Raw genomic sequence first — 12492 nt, forward strand, 5'->3', positions numbered from 1 at the left:
AATCCTCCCTCGGTGATGTGTTTCAGCCCTTCACGCTGCCGGCGGTGAGACCCGCCAGCACGTGCCGCTGGAACACCAGGAACAGGCCGATCATGGGCACGCTGGACAGCACGAGGCCGGCCAGCAGCAGGTTGACCGGTGTGTCGGGGGCGAAGCGCTGCAACGCCACGCTGAGCGTCTGCCGCGCCGGGTCGGAGAACACCAGCAGCGGCCAGATGAAGTCCTTCCACGCGGCCACCACCGCGAAGATGGACACGACCGCCAGGATCGGCCGGGACAGCGGCAGCACGATCCGCCACAGCATGGTGAGCTGGCCGGCGCCGTCGATCCGCGCCGCCTCCAGCACCTCCACCGGCAGCTGGTCGAAGAACCGCTTGAGCAGGAACACCGTGAACGCGTTCGCCGCGCCCAACAACCACAGCGCCAACGGGTTGTTGAGCAGACCGAGGTCCGCGATGGTCAGGTAGGTGGGGACGAGCAGCACCGCGGCGGGCATCATCAGGGTCAGCAGCATCATACCCAGAATCCCCTTGCCCAGCACGGGTTTCAGCCGCGACAGGGCGTAAGCGGCGGGCACGTCCACCGCGAGCTGCACCGCCCACACACCCACCGCGACGACGATCGTGTTGACGAAGTACCGGCCCAGGTCCATCAGGTCCCACGCCTCGGCGTACGTGCCGGGCGTCCACGTCTCCGGCACGATCGTCGGTGGCACGCGGGCCAGTTCCACGGCCGTCTTCATCGCCGAGACGACCACCCACAGGAGCGGCACCACGAACACCACCGTGAGCACGATCGTGGTGATCACGAGGGTGATGGTGTACCCGGCACGTCGCCGCCCCGGTGCGATCAGCGTCCTCACGCGTCCGCCTTCCGCGTCACCCGCAGGTACAGCGCGGTGAACGCGCCGAGCACCAGCAGCAGCAACAGGCTCAGGGCACTGGCCGTGCCGAAGTCGTTGTAGTAGAAGGCGTACCGGTACAGCAGCAGCAGGACCGTGACGGTGGAGTCCTCCGGTCCGCCGCCGGTCATCACGTACGGCTCGGTGAACACCTGCATCGTCGCCACGATCTGCAACAGCAGCAGGACGAGCAGCACGAACCGGGTCTGCGGCACGGTGACGTGCCACAGCCGGCGCAGCACGCTCGCGCCGTCCAGCTCGGCCGCCTCGTACAGGTCACCGGGGATGCTCTGCAACGCGGCCAGGTAGATGAGCGTGGCGGTGCCCAGGTTCGCCCAGGTCGCCACGATCACCAGCGACAGCATCGACGTGTCGGCGCTGTCCAGCCATGCCGCCCCGTCCAGTCCGAGCCCGCGCAACGCCGAGTTGAGCAGGCCCGGACCGGGGTCGTACATCCACTTCCAGATCAGCGCGGCCACCACCGGCGGCAGCATCACCGGCAGGTACACGACCAGCCGGAAGTACGCCTTGAAGTGCTTGAGCTCGTTCAGCACGACCGCGAGCAGGAACGGCACCACGAAGCCGAAGACCAGCGCCAACGCGGTGAACAGCAGGGTGTTGCGCCACGCCGTGGCGAACAGGGGGTCGGCGAAGAGGCGTTCGAAGTTCTCCCAGCCGACCCACGTGGGGTCGGAGACGAAGTCGACCTGCTGGAATCCCAGCACGGCCCCACGCGCGATCGGGTACCAGGAGAACACCGCGAAGCAGACCAGCGCGGCGGACAGGAACCCGTACGCGACCAGGTTCTCCTCGACGCGGCGGCGCATCACTTGACCTGGGCCAGGACGGGGTTCACCTTGGCTTCGGCGTCCGCCAGCAGCTTGGCCGGGTCCGCGTCGCGGTCGGTGAGCACGGCCTGCATGACGTTGTCCAGGATCGCGTACACCTGCTGGGCGTTCGGCGGCTCGATCTTCCCCTTGGGCGTGGCGTCCACGTAGGACTTGAAGTTCGCCACCGGCACGGTCGCCAGCTTCTCCTTCAGCTCCGCCTGCTTGGCCGCGAGCTCACCGGTCCAGATGTCGGCGACCGGCGGCACGGGCAGGCCGATCGGCTGACCCTCGTCCTTGTACCGCTGGAGGTTCTTCTCGAACCGGTCCGGGTTGAGGTACTTCCACTGGATCCACTTCAGCCCGGCCTTGATCTTCTCCGGCGTCGCCTTCGGGTTGAGCATGTAGCCCTCGCCGCCGATGAGCGTGCCCTCGCCGTCCGGGATGCCGGTCAGGCCGTAGTTCGCGTAGTCGCCCTTGAACTGGTTGACCAGCGTCGGCACGTTGTCCGGCGCGGCGAGGTACATGCCGAGCTGGCCCGCGCCCATCATCTGCTGGACGTCCTCGATGACGAGGAGCTGCTTCTCGCCCATCGTGTTGTCGGTCCAGCGCATGTCCTTGAGGTGCTGGAGTGCTTTCCGGCCCTTGTCGTTGTTGAAGTCCGCGACCCACTTGTCGCCGTCCTGGCGGGCGATCTGGCCGCCGACGGAGTACATCCACGCGGTGAAGTGCCAGCCGCCCTGGTTGTTCTTGCTGTACTCGGCGAAGCCGACCTTGTTGCCGCCCAGCGCGGTGATCTTCTTGGCGGCCTCGCGGACCTCGTCCCACGTCTTCGGCGGCTGGTCGGGGTTCAGGCCCGCCTGGGTGAACAGCGCGCGGTTGTAGAGCAGGCCCATCGAGTAGTTGGCGGTGGGGACGCCGTAGACCTTGCCGTCCTTGCTGAAGACGTCACGCAGCTCGGGCCGGATGGCGTCGTAGTGCGGCATGTCCTTGACGTGCTCGGTGATGTCGGCGGCCTGCTTGCGGGCGATGAGGTTCGCCGGGTCGGTGAAGTACGCGTAGAACACGTCCTCCAGCTGACCGCCGGCGAGCTTCGCGGAGAACGTCTTGGGGTCCATGAACCCCTCGTGCGGCTCGATGTCGACGTCCGGGTTGGCGGCCTCGAACTCCGCCACGTCCTGGTCGAAGACCTTGCGGTCGAACGGCTGGGTCTGCGGCGGCTGGCCGTTGACGGAGATCGTGACCTTGCCGCCGGCGGCGCCGGTGTCGGCCGCTTCGGAACACGCGACGGCGGTCAGGCTCAGGCTGCCTACCAGCAGCAACCCCGCCGCTCTGCGGAGGCTGAATGAGTTCATGGGGGCGGACCCTCCTCGGGTGTGGTGTGGCGCACACGGTAGGTCGACTCGACACCGTTCCGCAAGATGTGGACGAAATCTCGCAACTTATCTACATCAAGCCGTAAGCTGACCCGGCACAGCGCATCCGAAAGTGCGCACACAGAAGCTGCCGCCCACCCGGAGGGATGGACGGCAGCGGAGAGGAGTGGGGCTAGCGCGGAGCGGGGGCGGTGGAGGAGCGGACCACCAGCTCGGGCTCGAAGAGCAGTTCCTCGTCGGGGACCGGGGTGCCCGCTATCTGGTTGGCCAGGAGTTCCACAGCGGCCCGGCCCATGGCCTCGATCGGCTGGCGGACCGTGGTGAGCGGCGGCTCGGTGCACGTCATCAACGGCGAGTCGTCGTAGCCGACCACGGAGACGTCGTGCGGCACCTTGAGGCCGTGCCGGCGCACGGCACGCACGGCGCCCAACGCCAACGGGTCGGAGGCGCAGACGATCGCGGTGACGCCGCGGTGCAGCAGGCGGGTGGTGGCGGCCTGGCCGCCTTCCAGGGAGAACATCGCGTGTTCCTCGAACAGTTCGACCCCGGCCGCGGCCGCGCACGACGTCAGCGCGGTGAGCTTGCGCCGCGACGGCATGTGGTCCGAAGGCCCCAGCACCGCGCCGATCCGCACGTGCCCCAACGCCACGAGGTGGCCGAACGCCTGCTCGACGGCCACCGCGTCGTCGCACGAGACCCTGGGGAACCCGATGCCGTCGATGGCGGCGTTCACCATCACGGCGGGCAGCTTGCGCCGCGTCATCTGCCGGTAGTGCTCGTGCGACGCGTCCGCTTGCGCGTACTGACCGCCCGCGAACACCACACCGGACACGTGCTGCTCGAACAGCAGCTCCAGGTAGTCCGCCTCGGTCACGCCGCCCGCCGTGCGGGTGCACAGCACCGGCGTGAAACCGCGCTGCGCGAGGGCGTTGCCGACCACGTCGGCGAACGCGGGGAAGATCGGGTTCTGCAACTCCGGCAGCACCAGGCCGACCAGGCGGGCACGTTCACCGCGCAGCTGGGTCGGCCGTTCGTACCCGAGCACGTCCAGGGCGGTGAGCACGGCCGACCGCGTCGCGTCGGACACCCCCGGCTTGCCGTTCAGCACCCGGCTGACCGTCGCCTCGCTCACGCCGACCTTCGCGGCCACTTCGGCCAACCGCCGTTGCGTCATGGAGCAACTATACGGCAGGATTTACGCACGGCTTGCGCGGACTTGCATTCGTTTGCGAGTTCCACCGCGGTGCGCACCACCGCGGCCGACGGCACGACCCGGTCCACCAGCCCTGTGCGCAGCGCCTCCGCGGCCGTCACCCGACGTGCCACCAGCACCCGATCGCCGGTCACCCGACCGAGACCGCCGTCCGACGCCAGCACCCGCAGGTCGCACCCCATCGCCAGCCTCGCCGCCTCACCTGACGCGCTGCCTCGGATCGCCGCGACCAGCGGCACCGGCAGGTTCGCCAGCTCTTCCCGCACGCCGCGCAACGCCGCCGACACCGCCTCGCGCTGCGCCGCCGAACTCCGGACCAGCCGTTTGATGTCGTCCCCGCACACACCGCCCTCCACCAGGAGCACGATCGCGCGGGCGTCGACGGCCCGGTTCAGCAGCGCGCGCACGTCCGGCAGGAGGGCGTCCGGCGACTCCTCGATCCGGATGACCGCGATCCCGCAGGACAGTTCCAGTGAGACGGCCATGAGGCAGCCATGGTGGCGGATGATTCCCCCGGTTGTCATGTTCCACCCCTCTGCCGGGTGATGGCCGGGTACAAATCCCCCTGTGAAGCGGTGGATGGTGGCGGCGGTGGCGTTGGTCGGGCTGACGGGGTGCGCGACGCCGGTCACGGGCACGCCGACCGCGGGGCCGACGTCGTCGGCGGCCAAGGCCAAGCCCGAGGTCGTGCGCTGGATGGACAACTTCTGCGGCGTGGCGCAGTACATGATCGCGTCGGGCGGGGTGCAGTTCGACCCGACCCAGCACGCCACCGATCCGGCGGCGATGAAGAAGGCTCTCGGCGACTCGCTCGGCCGGGTGATCGACGTGCTGGACGTCGTCCTGCACGACCTGGACGAGCTGACCCCCGCGCCGGAACCGGCCGCCGACACCGCGGTCGAGGTCATCAACGAGCCGCTGACCAGGGCGCGGGACAAGTTCGTCTCGGCCAAGTCGACCGTGGACGCCGCGCCGGAGATGACCACCGACGTGTTCTCCACCGTCATCCAGGACGTGACCGAGGCCGTCACGGTGATGAACGAGGCGGTCGAGAAGATGGCCGTCGTCTCGCTGCCCGACGAGTTCAAGGACGCCGCCGGTGAAGCCGAGAACTGCGAGGCGTAGACCCGGTGGCACTTGGTCACAGCGGCAGGTTCATCCCATGAGCAGCGCTCGTTCACCGTCCGGCAGGGTGCTGGTGACCTGCGGCGGAGAGGTTTCCGCACATGTGCGGTCCCAGGTTCGTCGCGCCGGCAAATCTGGGGGCACCGCCCCCATGTGCGCCGCCGTGTGCGCGTGACACGTTGAGCGACGTGTTCCCGTCCGCCGTAGACCGGCCACCCGCATCGTGGTGGCTCAGCGGCGTGCGCGAGGACACCCGGAAGCTGGTCGTCCCTCGTGGACGGCCCTCATGGGCCGCGTTCGTGGAACGCGCCACCGCGACCGCGGCCCGTGCAGATTTCCCCGATGCCGACCCGGGCGACGGCGTGGACGGCACAGACGGCGCGATGAGGGCGTTCGCGTCCGCGTTGCAGCCGCTGGTCCAGGCGGCGATGGCCCAGGACCCCCGGCTGGACGCGGAGTTCGGCCGCGCGCTCGGCCACCGCCTGACCCGGATCGCGGCACGCACCCTCGTGCTGGAGCTGAACCTCGAACGGATCGACGAGCGGCTCACCGGGGACACGCCGCGGGAGCGGTTCGCCGACTTCGTCCGGCACGTCGACCTGCCCACGCTGTTCGGCCGCTACCCGGTGCTGGCCCGGCTGCTCGGCCAGGCCTGCCTGCACGCCGTCGACGCGCACCGCGAGCTGCTGGACCGGTTCGAGCGGGACCGCCCGGAGATCGTCCGGACCCTGCTCGACGGCCGCGACCCCGGCCCGCTCGCGCGAGTGGAGACCGGGCGGGGCGACCGGCACGCGCGGGGCCGTTCGGTGGCCGTGCTGACGTTCGAGGACGGTCGTCGGGTCGTCTACAAACCGCGCCCGGTGGCGTTGCACCAGGCGTTCGCGGACCTGCTGACCTGGTACGACGGCCACACCGGTCTCGGGCTGCGGGTGCCGCGCACGGTCGTACGGCCGGACCACGGGTGGCTGGAGTTCGTCGAGCACACGCCGTGCGCGGACGTCCCCGCCGTCGGCCGGTTCTACCACCGGCTGGGCGCGCTGATCGCGCTGCTGTACGCGATCGACGGCGCCGACATGCACTACGAGAACCTGATCGCGGCGGGCGACGAGCCGGTGCTGGTGGACGTGGAGACGCTGTTCCACCCGGCGGTCGGCATCCCGGCGGACCCGGCGGTCCAGGCGCTGGCACGGTCCGTGCACCGCACCGCCCTCCTGCCGCAGGTGCTGCTGGGCGCGCACGGCGCGCTCGACATCGGCGGCATGGGCGGCGACCAGGGCGACCGGTCGGCGGCCGACGGCGTGGCGTGGCTGCACCCCGGCACGGACCGGATGCGGCTGGTGCGCAGGCCCGCGCCGATGCCGCCGGCGCACAACCGCCCGGTGGTGGACGGCCGCGAGGCCGAGCCCGCCGACTACCAGGGCCCGCTGCTGGCCGGGTTCCGGGTCGGCTACGACGCGCTGTGCGACCACCGCGCGGACCTGCTCGGCCGGCTGACCCCGTTCGCCGACCTGCCGGTGCGGTTCCTGGCGCGGATGACCCAGCTGTACGCGACGTTGCTGGACGAGTCGACGCACCCGGACGCGTTGCGCGGCGCGGCGGCCCGGCAGGACGTGCTCGACCTGCTGTGGGACGACTCGGCGGACGAAGCGCTGCTGCACGCGCTCGTGCCGTACGAGATGAGCGACCTGTGGTCGGGCGACGTGCCGATGTTCACCACCCGGCCCGGCAGCCGTGACTTGTGGACGTCCACCGGCGAGCGGCTGCCCGACCTGCTGCCGGTGTCCGGCTTGGACGGGGTCACCGCCAAGGTCGCCGCACTCGGCGAAGTGGACAAGCACGACCAGCAGTGGCTGATCACCGCCGGGTTGGCGAGCCGGCCGCGTCCGGTGGAACACCGCACCGGACAGGGCGTGCCCGTGCCGCTGGAAGCCGTCGTGCCGGACCCGCAACGGCTGCTGGTGGCGGCGTGCGGCGTCGCGGACGAGGTGCTGGCGCACGCCACCGCCGCCGACGGCCGGGTCAACTGGGTCGGGCTGGAGCTCGTGGACGACCGGCACTGGGCGGTGGCCGCGATGGGCGCGGGACTGTCCAACGGCTACACCGGCGTCGCGTTGTTCCTGGCACAGCTGGGCAAGCTCACCGGCGCTGCCCGCTATACAGAGCACGCGCGCGACGCGCTCGCGCCGATCCCCGGTCTGCTGGCGGCGTTCGCCGAGGACACCGAGTTGGCGGTCGCCGTGGGCAGCGGCGGGTTCCACGGCCTGGGCGGCATCTGCTACGCGTTGGCGCGGTTGGCGGACCTGCTGGACGACGCGGAGATCGGCGGCTGGCTGCGTGCCGCGGTGGACATCGCCGCGACCGTGGAGGCGATCGGCGAGGACCCGGCCAACCTGGTGGAGGGTTGGGCCGGAGGCTTGGCCGCGATGCTGGCGGTGCGGGCGGAAAGCGGCCTGCCCGCGGCCGGAAAACTGGCCCGCGCCTACGCCGACCGACTGGTGGCCGCCAGTCCCGGCGGTGACGGTTTCGCGCGCGGCCGGGCGGGTGTCGGCTGGGCGTTGCTGCGCTACGCGAAGGTCGGCGGCGACAGGTACGGCGTGGTCGGCCGGGCGAACCTGCGCGCCGATCACGCGCTGCGGCAACGACTGCTCGACGTGACGGAGGCGGACCACAGCTGGTGCTCCGGGCTGTCCGGCGCCGTGCTCGCGCACACCGCACACCCCGAGCAGCCGGTCGACGCGTACACCCTGCACCTCGACCGGTGCATGAACGCCTTGGCGGTGCACGAACCCCTGCGGGACCTGAGCCTGTGCCACGGTGAGCTGGGCGTGATCGAATCCCTGACCGTCCTCGCGGAACGCGGCCACGGTCTGGCGTCGGCCATGCGGAACCGGCGAGCAGGGCTCGTCCTCGGCGCGCTCGACCAGTACGGAGCACGCTGCGGCACACCGGATGGCGTGCCGTCGGCCGGTCTGCTCACCGGGCTCTCCGGCATCGGCTACGGCTTGCTCCGCCTCGGATTCCCCGAGCAGGTGCCTTCTGCGCTCCTGCTCGGGTCCAAGCACGACACCTACCACGAGGAGAACGCCCGATGAGCAACGCCAACCACGACGCGGTCACCACCTGGCACGAAGACCAGGACGGCGACCACCCCGCCGGGGAAATGGCGCTGAACCGCAAGACGAAGACCGGCGCCCGCGCCCGCGCGCTGGCCGGTCTGACCCTGGCCGTCGGCGCGTACGTGGTGGTCGCCGCGGGCGCGAACAGCAGCATCACGGTGAGCGCGCCCGGCATCGGCTGAGCGGCAAAGCGCGACACCGTCGCACCGCCGGACTGCCCGCCCACTGGGGGTGCGGGCAGTTTGGTGTGCCGTGGTCCGGCTTGACTAAGGTCGGCCCATGCACACCCGCGCGCCGGTCGTGGTCGGCCGCGACGAAGAGCTCCGCGTGCTGGAACGGGCGCTGGCCGACGCCGCCGTCCGTCGTGGACGCGCGGTGTTCCTCGTCGGGGAGCCGGGCATCGGCAAGACCCGGTTGGCGCGCTTCGCCGCCGGCGCCGCCTTCGAGCGCGGCATGAGGGTGTTGCGCGGGCGCAGCAGCACGATCGGGCCGATCGTCCCGTTCCGACCGCTGGCCGAGGCGCTGATGTCCCTCCTGCGCGCGAGGGACAGTCCTGATCTGCGTGAACTCGGCCCGTACCAGCCCGCGTTGGGCAGGCTGGTGCCCGAGTGGGGCACCGACGAACGGCGTCAGCCGCACTCCGTGGTGGTGCTCGCCGAGGCGGTGCTACGACTGCTGACCGTTGTCGGCCGGAAGCAGCCGTGCCTGGTGGTGCTGGAAGACCTGCACGACGTGGACGCGGAGACGCTGGCCGTCGTCGACTACCTGGTGGACAACCTCGACGACGTGCCGGCCGTGCTGCTGGTGACGACCCGCGCCGACCCCGGTCCGACGCTGGACGTGGTGCGCCTTGCCGCGCAACGGGAGGCGGGCGTGCTGCTGGAGTTGGGCCGACTGGACGAGTCCCAGGTGCGCCGGATGGTCGGCACCTGTCTTGAGGTCGACGCCTCGGAGGTGCCGGACGCGGTCGCCGCGCGGATGTGGGCGGACAGCGCGGGCAACCCGTTCGTGGTCGAGGAGATGCTGCACGGCCTGGTCAACAGCGGCCTGCTGGTACGCGGTCCCGGTGGCTGGCAGGTGCTGGGCGAGCTGCGCATCGACGTGCCGTCGGCGTTGGTGCGGTCGATCGCGCACCGCACCGACCGGCTCGGGCCGCAGGGCCGCGAGGTGCTGTCGGTGGCCGCCGTGCTGGGCCACCGGTTCCCGCTGTCGGTGCTGCGCGCGGTGACCGGGCTGGACGACCGGAGCCTGCTGTCGCACCTGCACGCGGGGGTGGCGGCGCAGCTCGTGACGCCGGACGAGCCGGTGCCGGACTGGTACGCGTTCCGCCACCCGTTGACCGCCGAGGCGCTGCTGGCCCAACTGCCGCCGACGCGCCGGGCCGAGCTGTCCCGCCGGACCGCGGACGCCGTGCAGGAGCTGCACCCCGGCCTGCCCGGCGAGTGGTGCGCGCTGGTGGCGTCACTGCGGTTGGACGCCGGGGAGACCGCCGAGGCGGGCGCGTTGCTGGCCGAGGCCGGACGGCGGGCGCTGGCGGACGGCGCGGCCGGGTCGGCGGTGCGGCTGCTCGACCACGCGCACCGGCTGCTGGCCAGTCAGGTGGACGTGTCGGTCCGCGCCGACGTGCTGGACTCGCTGCTGCCCGCGTTGGCCGAGGCGGGCCAGTTCGAGCGGGCGTTCGCGCTGGTCGACGCGGTGGCCGAGCTGAGCGCCGCCGGGTTGAGCCGGGTGCGGCGGGCCGAGCTGCACACCAAGTTCGCCCAGGTGGCCAACACCGCGGGCCGGTGGGCGGACAGCACCGCGCACGTCGAGACGGCACGCGCGCTGCTCGGCCCGGACGCCGACGACGAGCACACCGCGCGACTGGACGCCGTGGCGGCGCTGATGACGCTGTACAGCGACGTGCCGGACCGGGTCGCGTCGGCCGAGTTCCTGGCCCGGCGCGCGGCCGACGCGGCGAAGCGCGTGCCGCTGCCCGAGGTGGGCTGCGAGACGTGGCAGCTGCTGGGCGTGCTGGCGCGCGAGCGTGACCTGGCCGAGGCCGCCGAGTGCTTCCGGCTGGCGCGGGAGATGGCCGAGGAGCACGGCCTGCCCATCCAGGGTCTCTACGCGACGAGCCGGCAGGCGGGGCTGGACTGGCTGGCCGACGGCACGTCCATCGAGCTGGTCGAGGCGCGGGAGGAGGCGCTGCGGATCGGCGCGATCAGCGTGGCGTACAACGTGGACTCGATCCTCGGGCTGGACGCGGTGCTGCGCGGGCAGTACGCCGCCGCGGCGGACAAGCTGGCGGGGACGGTGGCGGACACCCGGCGGCTCCAGCTCAAGCACCTGACCCTGTACGGGTTGATGGCGCAGGCGACGGCGGCGGCGCACCAGGGTCGGCGGGCCGAGATGGAAGCCGCGATCGAGGCGTTCGAGGCGATGGGCGGGGTCGGCTCGCAGGAGCGCCCGCTCTGCTACGGGCTGGCACGGGCGTTCTGCGCGCTGTTGGAGGAGGACCGTGCGGCGGCCGGGCACGACCTGGCGCGCGCGCTCGCGTACGAGGCGGAGGCCCCGACCGTCTACCACCTGTCCGGCCGGCACGGGTTGCTGCTGTTGCTGGACGCGCTGTCCGGGGCGCTGGACCTCGACACGTACCGCTCGGTGACCCGGTCGGCCGCCGCCGGGATGCGCTGGAACCGGGTGTTCGCGCAGTTCGCGCTGGCCGTGCTGCTGAGTCGGGAAGGTCTGGAAGCCGAGGCGGTGCAGGCGATGCGGGCCGCTCGGGACGCGGCGTCCCTCTACCCGATGGCCAAGCACCTGGGGCTGCGGCTGGTGGCCGAGGCGGCGGTGATCGACGGGTGGGGCGAGCCGGTGAGCTGGCTGCGGACCGCCGAGGAGTACTTCCACCAGGCGGGTCAGCCGGCCGTGGCCAGCGCGTGCCGGGGGTTGCTGCGGCAGGTGGGCGCGTCCGTGCCGCAGCGGCGCACCGGATCCGACCAGGTGCCGCGCGAACTGCGGGCGCTGGGCGTGACCGTGCGGGAGTTCGAAGTGTTCCGGCTGCTCGCGGGCCGGTTGGGGAACAAGGCGATCGCCACCCGGCTGCACATCTCGCCGCGGACCGTGGAGAAGCACGTGGCCAGCCTGATCACGAAGACCGCGCAGCCGGACCGGGAGTCGCTCAGCTCGTTCGCCGCGTCGCTGGGACCAGCCGACCGGCCCTAGTGGTGTGGTGCCGGGTCCGCTAGACCGGTGCGATGAAGATCCTGTTGGCAGTGGCGCTGATGGCGGTTCTGGGCGGTGGGACGGCGCAGGCGTCGCCCGAATCCGACGTGACGCGTGGCCCGTGCGGGTACGAGGTGACGCCGGACGAACCGGCCGCGCGGCCCGTGCCGCTTCCCCCGGACCCCCGGCACACCCCCGACCACGGGTACCCGGAGGTGCTGCTGGCGACCAACCTGGGCCCGGTGCCGTTGGTGCTGGACCGCGCCCAGGCGCCGTGCACCGTCCAGAGCTTCCTGCACCTGGTGCGGAAGAAGTTCTACGACGACACGACGTGCCACCGGATGACGGCGTACCCGACGTTGAAGGTGCTCCAGTGCGGCGACCCGTCCAACACCGGTGAGGGCGGCCCCGGCTACAAGTACAAGGACGAGCTGCCGACCGACCTGGCGCCCGTGCCGAACGACCCGACCGGCCTGCGCCGCATCTACCCGCGCGGCACGCTGGCCATGGCGAACGCGGGCCCGGCCACCAACGGCAGCCAGTTCTTCCTGGTCACCTCGGATTCCGTGCTGCGGCCCAACTACACCGTGTTCGGCCGCATCTCCCCCGCCGGGCTCGCCACCCTGGACAAGATCGCGGCGGGCGGCATCGCGCCGAACCCGGACAGCCAGGTCGACGGCCGTCCGGCGCTGACCACGGACATCGGGCGGGCCAAGCGCACCGGCTGACC

General features: G+C 71.6%; 10 protein-coding genes. 5 read left to right on the top strand and 5 right to left on the bottom strand.

The window, feature by feature from the left end; translation table 11 throughout:
• Positions 1 to 22: 22 nt before the first annotated feature.
• The 5 genes from F4560_RS21360 to F4560_RS21380 all read right to left on the bottom strand — a co-directional run bounded on the left by F4560_RS21360 (position 23) and on the right by F4560_RS21380 (position 4802).
• Complete coding sequence (locus F4560_RS21360) at positions 23 to 862, bottom strand: carbohydrate ABC transporter permease (RefSeq protein ID WP_312869402.1); 840 nt, start codon at positions 860 to 862, stop codon at positions 23 to 25.
• On the bottom strand, positions 859 to 1728 hold the full coding sequence (locus tag F4560_RS21365) for a carbohydrate ABC transporter permease (RefSeq protein WP_184922521.1): 870 nt from the start codon (positions 1726 to 1728) through the stop codon (positions 859 to 861). Before F4560_RS21365 ends, F4560_RS21360 begins: the two co-directional genes overlap by 4 nt.
• A complete protein-coding gene (locus tag F4560_RS21370; protein ID WP_184922523.1) occupies positions 1728 to 3083 on the bottom strand; it encodes an ABC transporter substrate-binding protein in 1356 nt (451 codons plus the stop codon). The genes F4560_RS21365 and F4560_RS21370 overlap by 1 nt, the downstream gene beginning before the upstream one ends.
• Before the next feature lie 193 nt (positions 3084 to 3276).
• Entirely contained in the window at positions 3277 to 4278 is a 1002-nt protein-coding gene (locus F4560_RS21375; protein WP_184922525.1) for a LacI family DNA-binding transcriptional regulator, read from the bottom strand.
• Positions 4275 to 4802 (bottom strand): enoyl-CoA hydratase/isomerase family protein, encoded by a 528-nt coding sequence (locus F4560_RS21380; protein WP_184922527.1) that lies wholly within the window; start codon positions 4800 to 4802, stop codon positions 4275 to 4277. The genes F4560_RS21375 and F4560_RS21380 overlap by 4 nt, the downstream gene beginning before the upstream one ends.
• Positions 4803 to 4884: 82 nt before the next feature.
• Here F4560_RS21380 and F4560_RS21385 point away from each other — a divergent pair, with 82 nt between their 5' ends.
• The 5 genes from F4560_RS21385 (at position 4885) to F4560_RS21405 (ending at position 12490) form a co-directional block, all read left to right on the top strand.
• Positions 4885 to 5442, top strand: coding sequence for an acyl-CoA synthetase family protein (locus tag F4560_RS21385; protein WP_184922530.1), 558 nt, complete (start codon positions 4885 to 4887; stop codon positions 5440 to 5442).
• 188 nt (positions 5443 to 5630) lie between these two features.
• Positions 5631 to 8534: a type 2 lanthipeptide synthetase LanM family protein gene (locus F4560_RS21390; protein WP_184922532.1), complete on the top strand. Its 2904-nt coding sequence runs from the start codon at positions 5631 to 5633 to the stop codon at positions 8532 to 8534.
• Positions 8531 to 8740 carry a hypothetical protein gene (locus tag F4560_RS21395; protein ID WP_184922534.1) on the top strand — a complete coding sequence of 70 codons (210 nt, stop codon included), beginning with the start codon at positions 8531 to 8533 and terminating at the stop codon, positions 8738 to 8740. Before F4560_RS21390 ends, F4560_RS21395 begins: the two co-directional genes overlap by 4 nt.
• Before the next feature lie 97 nt (positions 8741 to 8837).
• Positions 8838 to 11762 carry a helix-turn-helix transcriptional regulator gene (locus tag F4560_RS21400; RefSeq protein ID WP_184922536.1) on the top strand — a complete coding sequence of 975 codons (2925 nt, stop codon included), beginning with the start codon at positions 8838 to 8840 and terminating at the stop codon, positions 11760 to 11762.
• A gap of 32 nt (positions 11763 to 11794) precedes the next feature.
• On the top strand, positions 11795 to 12490 hold the full coding sequence (locus F4560_RS21405) for a peptidylprolyl isomerase (RefSeq protein ID WP_184922538.1): 696 nt from the start codon (positions 11795 to 11797) through the stop codon (positions 12488 to 12490).
• Positions 12491 to 12492: the final 2 nt, after the last annotated feature.

The sequence above is a fragment of the Saccharothrix ecbatanensis genome (genome assembly GCF_014205015.1).
GTDB classification, from domain to species: Bacteria; Actinomycetota; Actinomycetes; order Mycobacteriales; family Pseudonocardiaceae; genus Actinosynnema; species Actinosynnema ecbatanense.